13 protein-coding genes, 1 tRNA gene, 1 pseudogene and 2 CRISPR repeat arrays are annotated in these 19,970 nt (G+C 71.1%); of the genes and pseudogenes, 6 read left to right on the forward strand and 9 right to left on the reverse strand.

The window, feature by feature from the left end:
- Positions 1-41 precede the first annotated feature (41 nt).
- Genes H1226_RS11645 through H1226_RS11660 form a run of 5 tightly spaced genes read right to left on the reverse strand, consistent with a single transcriptional unit; the run spans position 42 to position 3,376 of the window.
- Positions 42-1,166 carry an NUDIX domain-containing protein gene (locus H1226_RS11645; RefSeq protein ID WP_258349015.1) on the reverse strand — a complete coding sequence of 375 codons (1,125 nt, stop codon included), beginning with the start codon at positions 1,164-1,166 and terminating at the stop codon, positions 42-44.
- Positions 1,163-2,227 (reverse strand): LuxR C-terminal-related transcriptional regulator, encoded by a 1,065-nt coding sequence (locus H1226_RS11650; protein WP_258349016.1) that lies wholly within the window; start codon positions 2,225-2,227, stop codon positions 1,163-1,165. Before H1226_RS11650 ends, H1226_RS11645 begins: the two co-directional genes overlap by 4 nt.
- Complete coding sequence (locus H1226_RS11655) at positions 2,224-2,697, reverse strand: helix-turn-helix domain-containing protein (RefSeq protein WP_258349017.1); 474 nt, start codon at positions 2,695-2,697, stop codon at positions 2,224-2,226. Before H1226_RS11655 ends, H1226_RS11650 begins: the two co-directional genes overlap by 4 nt.
- On the reverse strand, positions 2,622-3,104 hold the full coding sequence (locus H1226_RS28310) for a helix-turn-helix domain-containing protein (RefSeq protein ID WP_373690042.1): 483 nt from the start codon (positions 3,102-3,104) through the stop codon (positions 2,622-2,624). The genes H1226_RS11655 and H1226_RS28310 overlap by 76 nt, the downstream gene beginning before the upstream one ends.
- A complete protein-coding gene (locus tag H1226_RS11660; RefSeq protein WP_258349018.1) occupies positions 3,101-3,376 on the reverse strand; it encodes a hypothetical protein in 276 nt (91 codons plus the stop codon). Before H1226_RS11660 ends, H1226_RS28310 begins: the two co-directional genes overlap by 4 nt.
- A gap of 2,185 nt (positions 3,377-5,561) precedes the next feature.
- Between H1226_RS11660 and H1226_RS28315 the strand changes: the two genes are divergently transcribed.
- Complete coding sequence (locus H1226_RS28315) at positions 5,562-5,735, forward strand: helix-turn-helix domain-containing protein (RefSeq protein WP_373690075.1); 174 nt, start codon at positions 5,562-5,564, stop codon at positions 5,733-5,735.
- 194 nt (positions 5,736-5,929) lie between these two features.
- Positions 5,930-6,765: pseudogene (locus tag H1226_RS28320) on the forward strand (Scr1 family TA system antitoxin-like transcriptional regulator).
- Positions 6,766-7,903: 1,138 nt separating this feature from the next.
- Positions 7,904-8,418: direct repeats of the CRISPR family, unit length 28 nt; unit sequence GAACCATCCCCGCGTGCGCGGGGCCGAC.
- A gap of 146 nt (positions 8,419-8,564) precedes the next feature.
- Positions 8,565-10,240: direct repeats of the CRISPR family, unit length 28 nt; unit sequence GAACCATCCCCGCGTGCGCGGGGCCGAC.
- A 336-nt stretch (positions 10,241-10,576) separates the two neighbouring features.
- Here H1226_RS28320 and H1226_RS11665 read toward each other — a convergent pair.
- Positions 10,577-10,650 (reverse strand) — tRNA-Pro (locus H1226_RS11665).
- A 58-nt stretch (positions 10,651-10,708) separates the two neighbouring features.
- Positions 10,709-11,767 carry a DNA polymerase IV gene (locus H1226_RS11670; protein ID WP_258349019.1) on the reverse strand — a complete coding sequence of 353 codons (1,059 nt, stop codon included), beginning with the start codon at positions 11,765-11,767 and terminating at the stop codon, positions 10,709-10,711.
- 36 nt (positions 11,768-11,803) lie between these two features.
- On the opposite strand from H1226_RS11670, the gene H1226_RS11675 reads away from it, so the two are divergent.
- Positions 11,804-12,271: an NUDIX domain-containing protein gene (locus H1226_RS11675; RefSeq protein WP_258349020.1), complete on the forward strand. Its 468-nt coding sequence runs from the start codon at positions 11,804-11,806 to the stop codon at positions 12,269-12,271.
- A 5-nt stretch (positions 12,272-12,276) separates the two neighbouring features.
- On the opposite strand, the gene H1226_RS11680 is transcribed toward H1226_RS11675, so the two are convergent.
- Positions 12,277-12,729: a DUF1707 SHOCT-like domain-containing protein gene (locus tag H1226_RS11680; RefSeq protein ID WP_258349021.1), complete on the reverse strand. Its 453-nt coding sequence runs from the start codon at positions 12,727-12,729 to the stop codon at positions 12,277-12,279.
- A 180-nt stretch (positions 12,730-12,909) separates the two neighbouring features.
- Positions 12,910-14,226: an MFS transporter gene (locus tag H1226_RS11685; RefSeq protein ID WP_258349022.1), complete on the reverse strand. Its 1,317-nt coding sequence runs from the start codon at positions 14,224-14,226 to the stop codon at positions 12,910-12,912.
- 166 nt (positions 14,227-14,392) lie between these two features.
- Between H1226_RS11685 and H1226_RS11690 the strand changes: the two genes are divergently transcribed.
- The 3 genes from H1226_RS11690 to H1226_RS11700 all read left to right on the forward strand — a co-directional run bounded on the left by H1226_RS11690 (position 14,393) and on the right by H1226_RS11700 (position 19,897).
- On the forward strand, positions 14,393-15,379 hold the full coding sequence (locus H1226_RS11690) for an MsnO8 family LLM class oxidoreductase (RefSeq protein ID WP_258349023.1): 987 nt from the start codon (positions 14,393-14,395) through the stop codon (positions 15,377-15,379).
- A 296-nt stretch (positions 15,380-15,675) separates the two neighbouring features.
- A complete protein-coding gene (locus H1226_RS11695; protein WP_258349024.1) occupies positions 15,676-17,496 on the forward strand; it encodes a multicopper oxidase family protein in 1,821 nt (606 codons plus the stop codon).
- A 364-nt stretch (positions 17,497-17,860) separates the two neighbouring features.
- Positions 17,861-19,897: an OPT family oligopeptide transporter gene (locus H1226_RS11700; protein ID WP_258349025.1), complete on the forward strand. Its 2,037-nt coding sequence runs from the start codon at positions 17,861-17,863 to the stop codon at positions 19,895-19,897.
- Positions 19,898-19,970: the final 73 nt, after the last annotated feature.

Here is a 19,970-nt window from a genome sequence, read left to right on the forward strand (position 1 = left end):
GATCTGACGAGAGGCGCGCGGCTTCCCCTGGTACAGGTCGTTCACCGGGCGAGGCGGGGCTGGAACTGCCAGCCGTGGGCTTGCTTGCGGGTGATGCGGACGAGCCGGTTGGCTTCGGCGGGGTGGAGCAGGTGCAGGGCGTCGTTGTTCGTGGCCCAGCGGTATTCGGTGACCTCGTTCGGGTCGGGGTCGGGCACGGTGGTGCCGTGGAGGTGGGCTTCGAAAAGGAAGTGGACTTTGTTCTCGCCGGCCGTGGACTCGGCTTCGGACCATCCGGCCCACAGCAGTGCTCCGGGTGTGATGGTGAGGCGGAGTTCCTCGTGGACCTCGCGGGCTGCGGCGTGGGGTGGTGAGTCGGGGCCGTGGGGTTCGCAGCGTCCGCCGGGGAACGAGAAGTGCCGGTCGTCGGGTCCGCGGACGAGGAGGAGTTGGCCGTGGGTGTTGCGGACGAGGGCGGCGGCGCGGACCGGGAGGGTAGGGCGCGGTGTGCTGGTGGGGATCCACTGCTGGAGTTCGTGGATGGCTGTGGCGAGGTCGGGGGCGGTGCGGTAGCGGTCGGGGGCGGCGACGCGAGGGATGTCGGCGTGGTGGGGGTGGAGCAGGAGGGCGCGGCATCCTGCGAGCAGGGGTGCGTGGACGTCGTCGTGGAGCTTGTCGCCGACGTGGACGATCTCGGAGAGCTGCACGTCGTGCTGGCGGGAGATGTGTTCGAACAGGTCCGGGCCGGTGCCTTTGGCCATGCCGACCTTGTACGAGAAGTAGCTGTCGTCAAGCAGGAGACCGAGTTCGGCGCGGACGAGGTCGGCGTGGGCGGCATCGGCGGCGGCGAGGTTCGAGCACACGACGACCTGCACGTCGGGGAAGGCGTCGCGGAGTCCGGTCAGGAGCGCTCGTGCGGTGGGCTGGATCAGCAGGGGCCGTGGTGTTCCCAGGATGTCGCGCACGGTTCGGCTGGGCAGGGCGAGTTCGGCGGCGAGCCGGGAGATCAGCTCTGGGGTGGTGTGGGCGCGGGTGTGCAGGTGGGTGCGCACGATGTCGGCGACGGTGGCGGCGTCGCGGGGTGAAGCGGCGGCGAGGGCGGCGCCGAGGCTGGGGCCTGCGACGGTGCCGAGCACGCCGCCGACGTCGAGGGTGATGAGCCGGATTCCGCGGTGCCGGGCGGTCATGGGATCAGTTCCAGGTACGGGCTTGCGGGAACGGTGGGGGCGGGCAGGGCGAGGTGGCGGTGAACGACGGGGACGTCGTTCCCGGACAGCAGGCGGGGGACTACGGCGCGGTGGACCCAGTTGATGTCGATTCCGTGCTGTGGCCGGAGGTCGGCGGGCAGGGTGTCGAGGGCGAACAGGTAGGTCAGCCGTGGGCCTGCCTCGGTTCGGTTCCAGGTGTGCGCGCAGAAGCGGGGTGTGCAGCGCGGAGCGAAGCCGAGGACGTCGTTGATCATGGACAGGACGGTCTCGGTGGGGGTGTGGAGGGTCGTGATGACGTCGCGACCGGGCAGGCGCCAGGTGGGGGCGCCGTGTTCTCGGATCAGCAGCCAGTCGGCGCGTTCGGGGCGGGAGAGCATTACGCAGGCCCGGATCTGTACTGCGGAGGGCATCTCGGGGTGAGCATGTTCTTCGTCGGGGCGTGTGGTCGGGCCGGTGACCGGTTGGTGGGGAGAGACAGGCTTCGTTAGCAGGTGGGCGGGGTCGTCGGGTGCGCCGGGACGAACGCGTCCGGTCTCGTACATCCAGACGGTGATCTGGACTCGAGTCTTGGCTCCGGTGATGGTTCGCAGCCGCCGGACACCGTAGTTGACGGCGTCGACGTTGCGGTGCAGCCGCGTGGCGATGGCGTCGTTGGTCAGTCCGCACGCCACGAGCCGGGCGATGTCGACCAGGTCGTGGGGCAGTTCGGCGTGGAGGTTGAGCCCGACGCGTCGGTCCGTGATCGCGCCACCGCGGACAGGTGTGTACCGCGGAGACATCTCGGAGAGGTGGGAACGGCCGGGTACGAGATGTTCGGTTTCGTACATCCAGATCACCAGGTCACTGCGATTGCGGGCACCGGTCTTGCGCAGCATGCGGATCACGTGCGTGTGCATGGTGTGTGTGCTGCGGGTGAGTGCGCTGGCCATGGCGGTGTCCGTCAGTCCACAGGCGACGAGCTGGGCCACCTCGCCCTCGACGGGCGAGAGTGCTGCGTCCAGGTCCAAGCGTGCGAGGTGGTCCGGGAAGCGGTCGGTCACGGGTGTTCTCCGGGGAGACGGGGTGTCTTGGCGTCTTCTGCCGGTGCCATCGGTCGTGGCCGGTGAGAAGGAGCGAGCTGGGGCTGACCGGTGGGGCGCTCGAGGCTGCGGGCCGTGCGCGCGAGCAGTGCGCGGGTGGCGATGAGGTGATCGCGCGCCACGTACAGGTGGTGGCTCGCGGTCCGGTCCACGGTTGCGGGTGGGGCGACCGGGCGAGGTGTCGCGGACAGGCGCGGCTTGCCGGGAACGAGCCGGCCAGTCTCGTAGAGCCACACGATGAGGTGGATGCGAGATCGGGCGCTGACCTTGGAGTACATGCGTCGTAGGTGTGCTTTCACGATGTCGGTGGTGGTGCCCAGGCTGGTCGCGATGGCGTCGTTGGTGGGGGTGGTGGTCAGTCGGTGAGCGAGCTCGAGCTCTCGTGTCGACAGGGCGGCGTTGTAGTTGAGGCCGGTCCAGCGTTCGGGCACGGGAAGGGAGGCCGTGGGGGCCCGGGAAGTGACTTCCGCGGTGGGGGAGTGGAAGTGGGCCAGTGCGGCGTCGATGTCGGCGCGGACGGTGGTGACCAGGTGCAGCAGCCGGGCCTGCTCCGGCGAGTGCCTGGCGAGCTCGGCGGCCGCGGCCTGGCGTGGCTGGGTGGGAGCCCGGGTTGCAGGTGTCGTGTCTCGTAGAGCCAGACCACGAGCTGGTACCTGGTCGTGGCGCCCGCCTTGCGCATGGCGGCGCTCAGGTGGGTTTTGATCGTGTTAGCGCTGCGGCCGAGCGTGTGGCCGATGCGTTCGTTGGTCAGCCCGCAGGCGACGAGCCGTGCCACGAGCAGTGGGGACGGAGTCAGCTCCGCGTCGAGGTTCAACGAGGCGTACCGGGACGTGGTCATCGGCGCCCTCCGACGAGCTCAGGGTTGGCCCTCACCCAGGCGCACGCTTTGCGGGCGACCTCGTTGTCGTCGAGCCAGCCTTGGGCGACCGGGACCGTGGCGATCAGGGCGTGGTCGTCGCGGGTGCCGCGCTGGTTCCCGCGGTGCACGGTGAACGCGTGGTCGGGGCGGCCCCAGCGCACGGTGATGTTCGCTGGCGGGTGGTAGTGCCAGGCACAGGGCAGCCCGTAGGTTCTGGTGGTCATGGCGAAAGCCGTTCTGCTCGTGGTCATGCGAAGAGCTCCTGGTAGTGCACTGATGGCGTTCGGCGGGGGTCGGCGAGGTCGGCCACGCACACCAGGTCGGCGGGTTCCAAGAGGCTGATCGCGCCGCGGTGGTGGACCCATTCCCGGCGGAGTCCGGGGCGGGTGCGGTGAAGACGTAGGTCGGGGTGGCCGGGCCGCCGGGGAACGACGGCGGCACCCACAGGTGCACCCGCAGCACCGGTTCGTGCACCTCGTCGAGGCCGGTGTCCTCGTGGATGACGCGACGGGCCCGCCTCGGTCGGGGTTTCCCCGTCCCGGATCACGCCGCCCGGTAGCCGCCATTGCGCGTCCCGGATGGGCATCAGCAGCCATTCGTGCCCGCCTGCGCGGGTCAGCAGCGTGCACACTCGCGCGTGGATCAACGGCGGCGGATCAGGAGACATCGACATCACACTTCGAGAAAATGAGAAAATAGAAGGAAAAAACATGCTTGCGAGGCGCCCGGCCGCACGATCGAAAACGAGTCGGGGGATCGTGCGGCCGGACTTTTCCGGATGGCGCTCGGGGAAGCACGCCACCCAGCCCGCCCCCAGCACCCATCGAGGGGCTCATCAAGGTGCCGGGGAAACACCCGCCGCCGGAGTTCGTCGGGGTACCGGCGACGGAGGGGAACTAGCGCTGCTGCCCGGGCCGCTCACGACCGCCATCGGTGTCAAGGCGTGCGGGTGCTGGGCAGGCGGGGCGATTCGATCGAGCAGCTTCGCCAGCCGTCGCAGGGATGCGGCTACGCGGATGCAGTCCTCGTCGGTCGCCTGAGCACCGAGCAGAGCGACGAACAGAGCACGAAGCAGACCCACGATCTGTTCGCCCTGCTCGACCACCTCCCGGTATCCGGAGCAGTCGACGCGGAACCGGACAACGCTGCTGAAGACAACAGGAACACCTCGTTTCGATCAAGAAAAATCACGGGGGGTGCGGCCACATCAGGCGGCCGAGGCGATACCCTGATCACCGGGTGTGGAAGTCCCTGGCCAGGTACCAGCTGCCGGGGGCCTCCACGCCCACATTGGCTGCGCGGCCACGACGGGTTCGTCGTGATGTGCGGGCGAATCCGGGGGATCTCGCCGGTCGGAGCATCGGACGCTGTGCCGACCCGGAACCGGACTCCACGGCCCGGCCCGCACTGCGCGCGAGGACGCGGCTCGCTGAACACGGAGACCTCCGCGACGCGTCCGGAAAGCGTGTCCGGCACGAACGCCGCCGCCCACTCAGCGATACCCGAGACGAACGCGCACTCCAGGCACACCACGAACCCACCCGCCCGCGCGCGGATACAAGCCGGAGAAACTCAGTCGTGGCACCCGCGCGTGCGGAACACACCGCCCCGGCCCGGTGCCACTGCGAACCCCGCACCAACCGCACCCACACCGGGCCCGTCAGCGCAGCTACGCGAACATCGTCAACGCCGTCACCCACCAGCGCGACGACAACCAGAACCAGGCAAGATCACCACAGCCGACATTCCCGTGATCCTTCCTCGCTCGTTGCCGCACACCGGCGTGTGAGAACTATCGGTCTCGACCGGCGCCAACCACCGGTGCCGTACCTGTCCCATCGATTTCTCCCTTCTTCGCGAGTTCGTGCCGCACAGCGGCCGATCGGAGTCCGTGGCCGTCCGCGTCAGGTGGGCGTTCAGGAGTCCCAGACGACGTCGCGCAGCTTCAGCCGTTGCGCGGTGGCTGAGCACTCACCACACCGCTTGGTGATCGACCGCGTCTTAGGAACCCGGTCGTTCGGAGTTGGCAACGGCAGCGTCACCGCCGCACCGCATGCCGTCTTGATCGTGCTGTTCACGCGGTGGGTGCCCGGTGATGCCAGTAACCACATGCCGTGTCCTGCTGCCGCGCGGCACCACCCAGAACGCGGTCGACGGAGAAGCGAGCGCTTCGGCACCAGCTCCGTTCGCACGAGTCGGCGCTGTATCGACGCTCGGCCGCCCCAACTCTGCTGCGGCGAATGGATCAACCGTCGCCTCCATGCATGGCCCTTCAGTCGCAAGTTCGAATTCGCAATGTCGTCACGATAGCGTCGCAAGTTCGATACGACAATGCGATCGAACGGGTGGTGTTGACGTGTCGGGCACGGCTCGCTGCGCCCTGCTGCTGATCGGGATGGGGAGAATGATCGGCATGCCAACCCGACGGTCAGGCGTCTGCAGCTCGGCAACGAGTTGCGGCACCTTCGCGAACGCGCAGGTCTAGAGCTCGCTGATGCCGGCGAAGTCATCGAGCGCACCTGGGCGACGGTGAGCAAGCTTGAGAACGGCATCACCGGTATCCGGCAGAAGCCGCTGCGGGAGGTTGGTCGAGCACTTACGCCGAAGTGATCGGCACTGGTGCTGACGGAGCTCCGGCTGACGGTGGAGAGCCGATCGATCCGGACGCGTTCTGCGAGCTGAACAAGGGTGCGGAGAACCGGGGCCGTTGGCGCGGCTACCGCTCTCGGCGCATCCTGCGCACTTCCGCATGGCGGTAGATCTCGAGACCGACGCCGAGTCGGTCAGCATCTACCAGACCGAGGGTGGTGTACGCCTTGTTCCAGACCGAGGAGTACATGCGGTCGATGTTTGAGAACGTCCGCTACGGGGACGTGGAGAACCGAGAAAACCGGATCAAGGCGCGGATCGAACGCCAGGCCATCCTGCGCAAGCAAGGTTCGCCGGAGATCACCGAGCGGTCTTGTCGGAGTCGGCGCTACGGCGCATGTACGGGAAGCAGGGAGGTTATGGCCAGGCAGATGGCGGCATCTCGCGCGACATCGCCGAGCTGCCGTCGGTGCACCTGCACGTGCTGCCGTTTCGCGGCGATCCCGTCGCTGGCGTCGTCGTTTCCGTTCCGTCCACTTCCGCGTGCCCTCGGTCAGCACGAACGCTTCCGCCCTGGAGTTTCGTCTACGTCGAGCAGTTCAGCAACGGGGACTATCTCGACGGAAGCACCCACGTGGGTGCCTACAATCGGTTGTGGCAGGGGTTGCTCGGGGCGGCACTTGATCCGGTGGAGTCGAGGGCCTCGTCCTCCGGGCGGCCGACGAGTTCGACTGATCCACCTCGAAGGAGCAGGCCATGCCCCCATCGAGAGGTTCACCGGCTGGCGCAAAGGCCACCGCGAGCGAACCCAACGGCAACTGTGTCGAGGTCGCGACGGTTCCGGGGTCACGGGCGTCCGGACAGCAAGCCTCGGCGAGGCGAGCCCGGTGTTGCCGTTCGCCGTCGATCGCTGGGCTTCGTTCCTGCACGAGGTCAAGAACGGCACCTTCGACCGCTGAACGCAGCCATGGAGAACACCCATCCGGAGCAGTCAGCCGGGTGGGCGTTTTCGTGTCGGTGGAATTCTCTGCGGAGGTCGGTGAGCAGGTAAGCTGGGGTAGTTCCTCGGCGTGCGCGGAGCCGACTCGCTCCACCGCCTCGGGTAGCAGCAGGTCCCGGAACCATCCCCGCCTGCGCGGGGCCGACGGCATCGCCGACCAGGTCGGAGCTGGCGTTGAACGGAACCATCCCCGCGTGCGCGGGACCGACCGCGCCAACCCGCAGGACGGCGTCCGCGCCCCGGAACCATCCCCGCGTGCGCGGGCCGACCCACTAGCGTCGGAGGCTGTGTGCCGCCGGAGGAAACCATCCCCCGCGTGCGCGGGGCCGACGGGATGTCGGCGGTCTTGTCGGCCGCGCCGGGGGAAACCATCCCGCGTGCGCGGGCCGACCGGTACCCGCTGCGCGACGTGGCAAGCAATGGAGGAACCATCCCCGCGTGCGCGGGGCCGACAGCGGTTCCGTTGCTTCCGGAACCCCCCTCGCGGAACCATCCCGCGTGCGCGGGGCCGCACGGTGCCCAGAACCATCCCCGCGTGCGCGGGCCGACTTCCCGATGTTCGGGTTTGCCGCCGGACTCCTGGAACCATCCCCGCGTGCGCGGGGCCGACCTCCCCGACGACGACAACGAACCCGCTGCCGGGGAACCATCCCCGCGTGCGCGGGCCGACCGCTCGAAGGGGACGCAGTCACCTACTACACGGAACCATCCCCGCGTGCGCGGGGCCGACCCGAGCTCACGCCCTCCGCCGAGTACAAGCAGGGAACCATCCCCGCGTGCGCGGGGCCGACACCTCGACCGCCTGCCCGCCCGGGAGTGGCGGCGAACCATCCCCGCGTGCGCGGGGCCGACTGCAGGTCCCAGATCGTGCTCATGGTGCTCTCCGAACCATCCCCGCGTGCGCGGGCCGACTCGCCGTAGGCCCGCAGGCTCATCGCGCGCCCGGGGAACCATCCCCGCGTGCGCGGGGCCGACTCAGCAAGACGCATCGCGGTCTCGCTCCGTGGGGAACCATCCCGCGTGCGCGGGGCCGACGACCGGATCGAATCCGACGCGTTCATGTCGATGGAACCATCCCCGCGTGCGCGGGGCCGACTCCACCACGTCGATGATCCTCACTACGCCGAGGAGAACCATCCCCGCGTGCGGGGCCGACCGCTAATGAAGCCTGCCGACGGTGAGGCGATGCGAACCATCCCCGCGTGCGCGGGGCCGACACGCGGAGGTGTCCCACGGGCGGGGGCTGAAGGAACCATCCCCGCGTGCGCGGGGCCGACGGCGGTGGCCAGGGCGCGCTGGGTCAGTCCGCGGAACCATCCCCGCGTGCGCGGGGCCGACTGAGCATGAGCGGCGGCGTCGCCTAAGCAGGAAGAACCATCCCCGCGTGCGCGGGGCCGACCACGACGCGCACGGCTCGTCGGCGATCGAGAAGGAACCATCCCCGCGTGCGCGGGGCCGACGCCGGATGGGCACGCACCCAGACCTTGAACGAAGAACATCCCCGCGTGCGCGGGGCCGACCGGCGTTGCTCGGAGTTGACCAACAGCCGAGGGGAACCATCCCCGCGTGCGCGGGGCCGACACGTCGATGCGGGCGTGCTCGGTGATCCCGGGGGAACCATCCCCGCGTGCGCGGGGCCGACCGAGGGCAGAACCACCCGAGCCACCCACCCGTGGAACCATCCCCGCGTGCGCGGGGCCGACCGGCTCCCCATCAAGCATCACCGCCGCGGCCGCGAACCATCCCGCGTGCGCGGGGCCGACCACGGTGGCGGGTTCGCACTGGGCCAGCTGCGGGAACCATCCCCGCGTGCGCACGCGCCCGGGTCTGCACGTTGGTGCCGGTGCCCAGAACCATCCCCGCGTGCGCGGGGCCGACTTCCCGATGTTCGGGTTGCCGCCGGACTCCTGGGAACCATCCCCGCGTGCGCGGGGCCGACCTCCCCGACGACGACAACGAACCCGCTGCCGGGGAACCATCCCCGCGTGCGCGGGGCCGACCGCTCGAAGGGGACGCAGTCACCTACTACACGGGAACCATCCCCGCGTGCGCGGGGCCGACCCGAGCTCACGCCCTCCGCCGAGTACAAGCAGGGAACCATCCCCGCGTGCGCGGGGCCGACACCTCGACCGCCTGCCCGCCCGGGAGTGGCGGCGAACCATCCCCGCGTGCGCGGGGCCGACTGCAGGTCCCAGATCGTGCTCATGGTGCTCTCCGAACCATCCCCGCGTGCGCGGGGCCGACTCGCCGTAGGCCCGCAGGCTCATCGCGCCCGGGGAACCATCCCCGCGTGCGCGGGGCCGACTCAGCAAGACGCATCGCGGTCTCGCTCCGTGGGGAACCATCCCCGCGTGCGCGGGGCCGACGACCGGATCGAATCCGACGCGTTCATGTCGATGGAACCATCCCCGCGTGCGCGGGGCCGACTCCACCACGTCGATGATCCTCACTACGCCGAGGAGAACCATCCCCGCGTGCGCGGGGCCGACCGCTAATGAAGCCTGCCGACGGTGAGGCGATGCGAACCATCCCCGCGTGCGCGGGGCCGACACGCGGAGGGTGTCCCACGGGCGGGGGCTGAAGGAACCATCCCCGCGTGCGCGGGGCCGACGGCGGTGGCCAGGGCGCGCTGGGTCAGTCCGCGGAACCATCCCCGCGTGCGCGGGGCCGACTGAGCATGAGCGGCGGCGTCGCCTAAGCAGGAAGAACCATCCCCGCGTGCGCGGGGCCGACCACGACGCGCACGGCTCGTCGGCGATCGAGAAGGAACCATCCCCGCGTGCGCGGGGCCGACGCCGGATGGGCACGCACCCAGACCTTGAACGAAGAACCATCCCCGCGTGCGCGGGGCCGACCGGCGTTGCTCGGAGTTGACCAACAGCCGAGGGGAACCATCCCCGCGTGCGCGGGGCCGACACGTCGATGCGGGCGTGCTCGGTGATCCCGGGGGAACCATCCCCGCGTGCGCGGGGCCGACCGAGGGCAGAACCACCCGAGCCACCCACCCGTGGAACCATCCCCGCGTGCGCGGGGCCGACCGGCTCCCCATCAAGCATCACCGCCGCGGCCGCGAACCATCCCCGCGTGCGCGGGGCCGACCACGGTGGCGGGTTCGCACTGGGCCAGCTGCGGGAACCATCCCCGCGTGCGCGGGGCCGACACCTTGCGGGTCAGGTCCCCGGTGTAGGTCACGGAACCATCCCCGCGTGCGCGGGGCCGACCACCAACGCCCGCAGCGCGCGGTCCACCGGCGGGAACCATCCCCGCGTGCGCGGGGCCGACAGTAGTAGTGCCCGCCTCCCCGGCTCGCTTGGCGAACCATCCCCGCGTGCGCGGGGCCGACGCGATGTACTCGGATTGCAAATTGACCGAGGAAGAACCATCCCCGCGTGCGCGGGGCCGACCCTTGCGCTGCCCGTGCTCGGTGATCGTGGCTTGAACCATCCCCGCGTGCGCGGGGCCGACGTCACCATCGAAGGCAAGAAGCGCGAGTACCTGGAACCATCCCCGCGTGCGCGGGGCCGACACTTCTTGAGCTGGTGCTTTATCTCGGGTAGGTGCCGTTTTCATTTACTCCGGATCGCGGCCCGGTGTGGAGCTTAGTCGTCGGGTTCATGGGGTCTCGGTTCGCAGTACGGCGGCGAAGGCGGGTGTGAGTCTTGTCGTGAAGATCACCTGACTGGGTGACCAGGAAATCCTCCCACCGTGCGACCCCATTTCGCGGGGCGCGGACGAATCCTCCCAAAATCCTCCCAAAAATCGGCACAGCCGCCCGGGAAGATCCACTACATGATCGACACTGTAACATCAAAAAGCCCGCTGACCTGCACTTTCGTGCTAGATCAGCGGGCTTTTCAGGCCGTCGGGACGGCGGGATTCGAACCCACGACCCCTTGACCCCCAGTCAAGTGCGCTACCAAGCTGCGCCACGTCCCGGCCACACCCTCTGTCTTGCGGTGTGTGGAAAGCTTAGCGCACCGTCCGCAGAGGATCTTCATCCCCCCTCCTTTACCGGATCTGCGCTGGTCAGGAGCTCTGCGCGGGTGCCGATGAGGCGGGTGGGGCGATCGCGGGGGAGCGCGGTGAGCGCTTCGTGGGAGGCCGCGGCGAGGGCTTCCGCGGAACGGGTGGGGCCGGCGAGGCGGTGCGCGTGGCTGCGGGTGCGGAAGCGGGAGTCGCGGACCTTGACGACGACGCGCCCGGCGAGCAGGTCGTGCTCGGCGAGGTCGGTGGCGACCAGTGCTGCGAGGCGGGTGAGTTCGGCGCGCAGCCGTTCCGGGTCGGTGACGTCCTCCTGGAAGGTGATCTCGCGACCGTAGGAGCGCGGACGGTACGGCGCCGGGTCGACCGGGGTGGGGTCGTAGCCGCGGGCGATGGCGACGAGCCAGGGTCCGTTGCGGGGGCCGAAGGTCTCGGCGAGCGCGGACGGGTCGGCGGCGGCGAGCTCGCCGACGGTGCGCAGGCCGTGGGTGCCGAGCTTCGCGGTGGTGCGGCGGCCGATGCCGCGCAGCGCGTCGACGGGCAGGCCGTCCATGACGTGCGCCCAGTTAAACCGGTCGAGGCGGAACACGCCGGTTCCGGTCGCGGGTTTGGCGAAACCGGAGGCGGTCTTGGCGCGGAGCTTGTTGTCGCCGATGCCCACCGAGCAGCTCAGCCCGGTGCGCGCGTGCACGTGGGTGCGCAGTTCGGCGGCGGTGCGGGTCGCGTCGTCGGTGTCGAGCAGCAGGTACGCCTCGTCCCAGCCCGCTTCCTCCACGGTGTCGGAGCGTTCGCGCAGCGCCGCGTAGTAGGTCTCGGACGCCGCGCGGTAGGCGTCGGCGTCCAGCGGCAGGAACACCGCGCCGGGGCAGCGCTTCGCGGCGGTGCGCAGCGGGGTGCCGGATCGGACGCCGGATTCCCGTGCTTCGTAGGAGGATCCGGCGACGACGCCGCGGCGGGTGGGGTCTCCGGTGCCGCCGACGAGGACGGGACGGCCGCGCAGTTCGGGGCGCCGCAGCAGTTCCACGGCGACGATGAACTGGTCGAGGTCCACGTGCAGCACCACCCGCTCCACGTCCCCAGCGTGCGCGCTCGGCGGTACGGTCGCCGGATGGCGAAGCGCAGCGCGGGCATCCTGCTGCACCGGATGCGGGCGGGTTCCCCGGAGGTGCTGCTGGTGCACCCGGGCGGCCCGTTCTGGCGGAACAAGGACTCAGGCGCCTGGTCGCTGCCCAAGGGCGAGTACGACTCCGGCGAGGAACCGCTGGCGGCCGCGCTGCGGGAGTTCGAGGAGGAGACCGGGTTCCGGCCGGACACCAGCGCGCTGGTGGAGCTCGGCGAGGTCCGGCAGAAGGGCGGCAAGGTCGTGACCGCGTGGGCCGCGGCCGGTGACTTCGACGTGGCGGAGCTGCGCAGCAACGAGGTCGAGCTGCCGTGGCCGCCGCGTTCCGGTCGGACCGCGACCTTCCCGGAGGTCGACCGGGCGGAGTGGTTCGACCCGGACGCGGCGCAGCGGAAGCTGGTGGCGGCGCAGGCCGAGTTCGTGCCCCGGCTGCTGCGCGCGCTCGGCCTGGACTGATCGGGTCAGCGCGCCGAGAGGTACCCGGCGACGAGCTGCACGAGGTACAGCCCGGCCACGACGAGCGAGGCCAGCAGCAGCGACGGTTCGGCCGCGGCCGACTCCAGTCCCGTGAGCGCGCCGACGATCGCGCAGGGGGCCACGACGGCGGTGATCAGGTAGCGCAGGTGCGGGGTCGGGCGAGCCGGCTCGGCCGGGGGGAGCGCCGTGGGGCGCTCCGCCGGGACGGCGTCGTCGAAGCTGGGGCGCGGCTGCGGGAGGTCGCGGAACGGCGCGAGCAGTTCGGCGCGGGTGCGCTCGTGTTCCAGCTGGATGGCGCGATCGGCGAACTCCTCGGACGTGAGGCATCCCGCCGCGACCTGCTCGTTGAGCAGCCGCATGCCCTGCGCCCGGTCGGCGTCCGACAGGCGGATGCCGCCGTCCTGGGCGGGAACGTCCACGTGGGTCACTGCGCTCACCTCGAATCCTCGTGCCGCCGGAGATCGGCCGGCCGGGTTCGAGGCTAGGGCGGCGGTGGCGGGTGCTGGATCGGACTTAGGGCCGGGACGCCTCGGCCGGAAAGCCGGATCGGTGCGGCCGAAATCGGCTGAACGACCGACGGCCCCTCCGGTGCGGAGGGGCCGTCACGACGAGGTCGGTCAGTCCAGCGCGGCGTCCCGCGTCTCCCGGCTCAGCAGCAGCGCGATGAACGTCAGCGCACCCATCGCCGCCAGGTACACCCCGACCCAGCCGACGCCGTAGGAGCCGGCCAGCCACGTCGCGATGTACGGAGCCACGGACGCGCCGAGCAGGCTCGCCAGGTTGTACGACACCGACGCCCCCGTGTACCGCACCGCGGTCGGGAACAGCTCGGGCAGCACCGCGCCCATCGGGCCGAACGTCAGGCCCATCAACCCGAGCCCGACGACGAGGAAGCTCAGCACTGCGGGCAGCGAACCCGCGCCGAACCACGGGCCCATCAGCAGTCCGAACGCGATGATCGCGGCGGTGATGATCAGCAGCGTGGGGCGGCGGCCGAACTTGTCGGCCAGCAGACCGGCCACCGGCACCGTCAACCCGAAGAACACGACGCCGATCAGCAGGAACACCAGGAACTCGGAACGGCTGTAGCCGAGCCCGGCCTCCGAAGTCCCGTAGGACAGGGTGAACACGGTCATCAGGTAGAACAGCACGTAGGTCGCCAGCATGATGAACGTGCCCAGCACCAGGCCCTTCAGCCCGGTGCGGAACACCTGCACGAACGGGACCTTCGCACGCGCACCGGATTCGACGACCTTCGCGAACGCGGGCGTCTCGTGCAGGCTCAGCCGCACCCACAGCCCGACGACGACGAGGATCGCGGAGGCCAGGAACGGCACCCGCCAGCCCCAGGCGAGGAAGGTGGCGTCATCCATCGTCTCGGACAGCAGCAGGAACAGGCCGTTGGCGACGAAGAAGCCGATGGGGGCGCCCAGCTGCGGGAAGGTCCCGAAGAAGGCCCGCTTGCGCGCGGGAGCGTTCTCGGTGGCCAGCAGCGCGGCACCACCCCACTCGCCGCCGAGCCCGAGTCCCTGGCCGAACCGGCACAGCGCCAGCAGCAGCGGGGCGGCGACGCCGATGGAGGCGTAGCCGGGCAGCAGGCCGATGACCACGGTCGAGATGCCCATCGTCAGCAGCGAGGCGACGAGCGTGGACTTGCGGCCGATGCGGTCGCCGAAGTGCCCGAACAGCGCGGAGCCGACCGGGCGGGCGATGAAGGCGATGGCGAAGGTGGCCAGCGACTGCAGCGTCGCCGCGGTGGGGTCGCCCGCGGGGAAGAACAGCTTGGGGAACACCAGCACGGCGGCGGTGGCGTAGACGTAGAAGTCGTAGAACTCGATCGAGGTTCCGACGAGGCTGGCCACCACGACTTGGCGAGTGGAGTTGCGCGGCGCGGTGCCATCCGCGACGTCGCCGGGAACGTGGCCGACCGCCATGGTCCGGAACCTCCCTGTTCACACGTTCAGACCAGAATTGAGCACACGCAGGGTAACCTCCGCTGCCCATCTAGCGGGAACCGAGTCCCATTCGGTGGACGTGGGATCGGCCACGGGAGCGGTCCGGTGCGGAATCGAGCTCGTGCGCGGCGGTGTTGGGAGTGGTGTGACGACTCCGCTGCGCTTCTCCGTGCTGGACCGCTCGCTCGTGCTCCGCGGACGGAGCCCGGCGGAATCCCTGCGCCGCACCGTCCGGTTCGCGACCGAGGCCGAGCGGCTGGGCTACCACCGGTTCTGGGTGGCCGAGCACCATGGGGTGCCCGGCGTGGCCGGTTCCGCGCCCGCGGTGCTCGCTGCGGCCGTGGCCGCGGCGACCTCGCACATCCGGGTGGGCACCGGTGGGGTGATGTTGCCGAACCACCGGCCGCTGGTCGTCGCCGAGCAGTTCGGCGTGCTCGAATCGCTGCACCCGGGGCGCATCGACCTCGGCGTGGGGCGCTCGGTCGGGTTCACCGCCGCGGTCCGCGAAGCCCTCGGCCACGGCCGCGAGTCCGCGGACCGGTTCGCCGAGCAGCTCGACGAACTGCTCGGCCACTTCACCGGCGGTCCGGAGGCGGCGGTGCGCGCGATGCCCGCGGCCGGGCTGCGCCTGCCGGTGTTCGTGCTGGCCACCGGTGCGGGCGCCGAGCACGCGGCCGCCGCCGGGTTGCCGCTGGTGATCGCGGCGGTGCGCGGGGACGACGCGCTGCGCAGCGCCGTGCGCGGCTACCGGGAGCACTTCCGGCCGTCGCCGTGGGCGGACCGCCCGCACGTGGTGCTGTCCCGCTCCGTCGCGGTCGCGGCCACGACCGAGCGGGCCCGGCGGTTGCTGGTGCCGGAGGCGTGGGCGACGGCGAGCTCCCGCGTGCACGGCGTGTTCCCGCCGCTGGAGCCCGCGGAGGACGTGCTGGCCCGGGACCTGGACCGGCGGGAGGCCGCGCAGTTCGAACGGGCGATGCGCGGTCACGTGCACGGCACCGAGGCGGAGGTCGCCGACCAGCTGCAGTCCGCGCTGGACGACGTGGGGGCGGACGAGCTGCTGGTCACGACGAGCGGCTACGACGAGGAGGGGCTGCTCGACTCGTACCGGCGGTTGTCCCGGCTGATGCCGTGACGGGCCCGGGATCCCGGAGATCGTCCCGGCCGGAACCCGTGGTGCGGCGGAGGATTCGAGCTGGCGGCTCCCGTTCGAGTGATCATCTTGCCGCTAGCGGGTGATCGTCGGGGCGGATACCTTGTGCATCAACGGAATCCTGCGGTCCACTGAGCACCTGCGGGCGGTTTCCGGGGCCGCCCGCGGGCCGCGGCGTGGGATCGCCGTTCCAGGGGCGCGCGGAATTCGCGATCAGCCGCGCGGGAACGGGGCTCTCGGGGAGGCGCCGCGGTTCCCGCACTGGACCAGGGGGAACCATGGTGGAGATCTCGACGCGGCCGTCGGTGGCCGAATTCCGCGGCCCGACGTTCGGGCTGACGAAGTTCCTGGACCCGCTGCCGGTTCCCCCGGTGCTGCGGCCGACCGCGCACGGCTGCGACGCGGACCTGACGATCCGGGCGATCACCGCCCGCGCCCGGTTGCACGGCGAACTGCCGGAAACGGTGCTGTGGACCTACGACGGGCACTTCCCCGGCCCGACCATCGAGGTGCGGCGGGACCGGATGCTGCGCGTGGCGTGGACCAACGAGATCACCGGGACGATGCCGCTCACCGCCGTGCGGGTGCCGCAGCCACCAGCGGGCACCCCGCCGGAGGAACTGCCCGCGAACCGGCCCGGCTACCCGCGGAATCCGGACGGCAGCCCCGCGGACGGCGCCGCGTTCGTCGACGGCGTCGCCGAGCTGCCCGCCTGGCTGGTGACGCACCTGCACGGCGCCGACGCGAACGCGGGCAGCGACGGGTGGGCGCACAACGCCGTGCTGCGCGGGCACTCCCAGCTCACCGAGCACCCGAACCGGCAGGCCGCCGCGGCGCTCTGGTACCACGACCACGCGATGGCCGTCACGCGCTGGAACGTCCACGCCGGACTGTTCGGCGCGTACCTGCTCCGCGACGACCGGGAGCGGGCGCTGGGGCTGCCGGACGGGGAGCGGGAGGTCCCGCTGCTGATCTGCGACCGGAACCTGGACACCGACGCCGCGGGCGAGCTCACCGGGCGGCTGTTGTTCAAGGTGCCCGCGATCGGTACCGCGATGATTCCGTTCACCGGCCCGTTCACCCTGGTGAACGGGATGATCTGGCCGCACCTGGAGGTCGACGCGGCCGCCTACCGGTTCCGCGTGGTCAACACCTCGAACGCCCGGTTCTACCGGCTGAACCTCGTCGGGGAGGACGGCGAGCCGGCGAACGCGGTGGTGCGCCAGATCGGCACCGACGGCGGGCTGCTTCCCCGGCCGGTCCCGCTGCCCGCGGACGGGCTCGTGCTGGCGCCCGCGGAGCGCGCCGACCTCGTCGTGGACTTCGGGCGGGTGCGCGGGCGGTTGCGGCTGACCAACACCGCCGCCGACGCCGCGCTCGAACCCGACGTCATGCAGTTCCGGGTGCGGGGCGGGCGGGCGCAGGACACCTCGCGGCTGCCCGACGTGCTCTCCGCCGGGCCGGAGCGCATCGCGCACCTGCCCGGCGAGCACGACCAGGTGTGGGTCGGGCTCGTGCCGCCCGGCACCGGCGGCGAGGCGCACCCGCAGCTGTGGGAACTGCGCGAGCTCGCCGCGCACGAGGTGCCACCGCTGCCCGCCGCGGGCGTGGTGCAGGTGACCGATCCGCGGACCGGGCGAACCCGCACCTTCCGGCAGGTCGCGTCGCTGTTCGACGACACGGTCAGCGTCTTCATCGCGCACGACGCCGTCGTCGAGTGGAACTTCATCAGCTTCGGCGGGCCGCCGCACCCGATGCACGTCCACCTGGTGCAGTTCCGGATCCAGGCGCGCCGCCGCTTCACCGCCGACTTCGACGTGGCGCTCGGCGGAACCCGGTCCCCGGCCGACGGGTTCACCGACGTCCCGCTGGAGGACTTCGAGCGCGGGCGCAAGGACACCACCGTCGTCGGCGGTGGGGAGTGGGTCAGCGTGCTGGCGCGGTTCGGTGCGTCCACCGGCCAGTTCATGTACCACTGCCACATCCTCGACCACGAGGACGAGGGCATGATGCGCCCGTTCGTCGTGCACCCGCCCGAAGTCGCCCGCTTCCACCCGCACCCCGGCTCCCATCCCCACGAGCCCTACCGCGGAGCGTGATCGTCGCACCCGCGGGCGCGCGAGCGGGCCGGACGGCGGTGCTCTCGTAGCAAGGGCGGGCTCGCGGCCCGGTGGCGGCGCGACCCGCGGTGCCGTCGGTGCGGTGCTCTGGAACGGTGCTGCGGAACGGTGTCCCGCGTCGTGCCGGGCGATCCGGTGCAGGCGGTGGTCCGGCTCGAGCGGGCAGGTGCGCCGAGTGCGTAGGTTCGCCGCCGTCCGCGGGGAAATGCCGCATTCATGGCGGCATGTCCGGGATCCGCGGTGTTCCGGATAACGGATCGGTGGACTCGGGGGCGGATCGGGGCGGTTCCGGGGATAGGTTCAGACCTCGTCGCACCCCCGGAACGGACGGACTGGCCGCAGCATGAAGCCGACGAGCGCGGAGCACCAACCCCACGTACCGGCGAGTTCGACGCCGCGCGAGATCACCGCCAAGGCCGTCGTCCTCGGCATCGTGCTGGCGGCGATCCTCGCCGGGGCGAACGCCTACCTGGGGCTGAAGGTCGGGCTGACCGTGTCGGCCTCGATCCCGGCCGCGGTGATCTCGATGGCCGTGCTGCGGATGCTGCGCGGGTCCACGGTCGTGGAGAACAACATCGTCCAGACCGCGGCCTCGGCCGGTGAGTCGCTCGCCGCGGGCGTGATCTTCACGCTGCCCGCGCTGGTGCTGCTGGGCTATTGGGACGGGTTCCCGTTCCTGCCGGTCGCGACGATCGCGCTGTGCGGCGGGGTGCTGGGCGTGCTGTTCACCGTGCCGCTGCGGCGCGCGCTCATCGTGGAGAAACCGCTGCGGTTCCCGGAGGGCGTCGCCACCGCCGAAGTGCTCAAGGCCGGTGAGCGCGGCGGGCGCAGCGCGGTGCACATCACCGTCGCGGGGCTCGCCGGGGCGCTGCTGAAGTTCCTGCAGAGCGGGCTGGGCCTGGTGTCGTCCACGGTGACCGGGTCGGTGAAGGCCGGTGGGGTCGTGATCGGGCTCGGCAGCGAGCTGGGCGTGGCGCTGCTGGGCGTCGGCTACATCGTCGGGCTGAACATCGCGTTCCTCGTGTTCCTCGGCGGCGGACTCGCCTGGTTCGCGGGGATCCCGCTGTACATGGCGTTCGCGGACCCGGCGCAGCTGCACTCGATCGTCGGGGACGCGACCGGCTACGACGCGGCGGAAGCGGTGTGGGACGAGAAGATCCGCTACCTCGGCGTCGGCGCGATGGCCGTCGGCGGGGTGTGGGCGCTGCTGTCGGTGGTGCGGCCGATGATCGCCAGCATCCGGTCCTCGGTGGCCGCGGTGCGCGCCCAGCGCGGTGGGGGAGCGGCGGACGTGCCGCGCACCGAGCGGGACATCCCGGCGAACTGGCTGCTGTACGGGACGCTGGCGATGGCGGTGCCGGTGCTGCTGGTGTTCCTGTTCGTGGTGGACCGCTCGCGGCTGGAGGTCGGCGGCGGCCTGTTCGCCGCGACGATCGCGTTCGGGGTGCTGTTCGCGCTGGTGGCCGGGTTCTTGTTCTCCTCGGTGTCCGGGTACATGACCGGGCTGGTGGGCTCGTCGAACAACCCGGTGTCCGGGGTGACGGTGCTGACGTTGCTGGCGAGTTCGTTGCTGCTGCTGGTGATCCTCGGCGTGCAGATCGACTTCGCGGGGGACGAGGCGAAGGCGACGATCGCCGCGTCGACCGCGGTGCTGATCTCCGGGGTGGTCAGCTGCGCGGCGGCGATCGCCGGGGACAACCTGCACGACCTCAAGACGGGGCACCTGCTCGGGGCTACGCCGTTCAAGCAGCAGGTGATGCTGGTGGTGGGCGTGGTCGTCTCGGCGCTGTGCATCGCGCCGATCCTGTCGGTGCTGTACGCGGCCTACGGGATGGGGAACTCGTTCCCGCGGCCGGGCATGGACCCCTCGGAGTCGTTGCAGGCCCCGCAGGCCGCGTTGATGAGCTCCATCGCGCAGGGCGTCTTCGGCGGCGGCCTGCCGTGGGGGATGATCTGCGGCGGTGGTGTGCTGGCGGTCGCGCTGATCGTCGCGGACCGGCTGCTGGAGCGGCGTGGCGCAGCGTTCCGGACGCCGGTGCTGGCGGTCGCGGTCGGCCTGTACCTGCCGCTGGAGCTGTCGGTGCCGATCTTCGTGGGTGGCGTGATCGCCTACCTGGTGGCCCGCCGCAAGCGCGGTTCGGAGTCCGGCGGCGGGCCGGGGCTGCTGTTCGCGTCGGGCCTGATCACCGGTGAGGCGCTGGTGGGGATCGTGCTGGCGATCCCGTTCGCCATCGCGCAGAGCGCGGACGTGTTCGCGATCAGCCCGGCGGCGCTGGGGATGTCGGAGGCGTCGTTCTCGGTGCTCACCGACGTGCTCGGGGTGGCGGCGTTCGTGTTCTTCGTGCTGTGGCTGTACCGGACGGCGCGCAAGGCGGAGTGATCCCGGCGGCCGGTGCGGCCGTTCGGGTGACTGTGCTGGTGACCACGGGGCCTTGTGGGTTAGGCAAGCCTTT

Source organism: Saccharopolyspora gregorii, from assembly GCF_024734405.1.
GTDB classification, from domain to species: Bacteria; Actinomycetota; Actinomycetes; order Mycobacteriales; family Pseudonocardiaceae; genus Saccharopolyspora_C; species Saccharopolyspora_C gregorii.

Excerpts from the sequence above, each read along its gene's own strand:
- H1226_RS11675 (WP_258349020.1), top strand. The coding sequence starts at position 11,804 with ATGGCGAAGCGCAGCGCGGGCATCCTGCTGCACCGGATGCGGGCGGGT.
- H1226_RS28310 (WP_373690042.1), bottom strand. The coding sequence starts at position 3,104 with ATGACCACGTCCCGGTACGCCTCGTTGAACCTCGACGCGGAGCTGACT.
- H1226_RS11645 (WP_258349015.1), bottom strand. The coding sequence starts at position 1,166 with ATGACCGCCCGGCACCGCGGAATCCGGCTCATCACCCTCGACGTCGGC.
- H1226_RS11695 (WP_258349024.1), top strand. The coding sequence starts at position 15,676 with ATGGTGGAGATCTCGACGCGGCCGTCGGTGGCCGAATTCCGCGGCCCG.
- H1226_RS11685 (WP_258349022.1), bottom strand. The coding sequence starts at position 14,226 with ATGGCGGTCGGCCACGTTCCCGGCGACGTCGCGGATGGCACCGCGCCG.
- H1226_RS11660 (WP_258349018.1), bottom strand. The coding sequence starts at position 3,376 with ATGACCACGAGCAGAACGGCTTTCGCCATGACCACCAGAACCTACGGG.
- H1226_RS11700 (WP_258349025.1), top strand. The coding sequence starts at position 17,861 with ATGAAGCCGACGAGCGCGGAGCACCAACCCCACGTACCGGCGAGTTCG.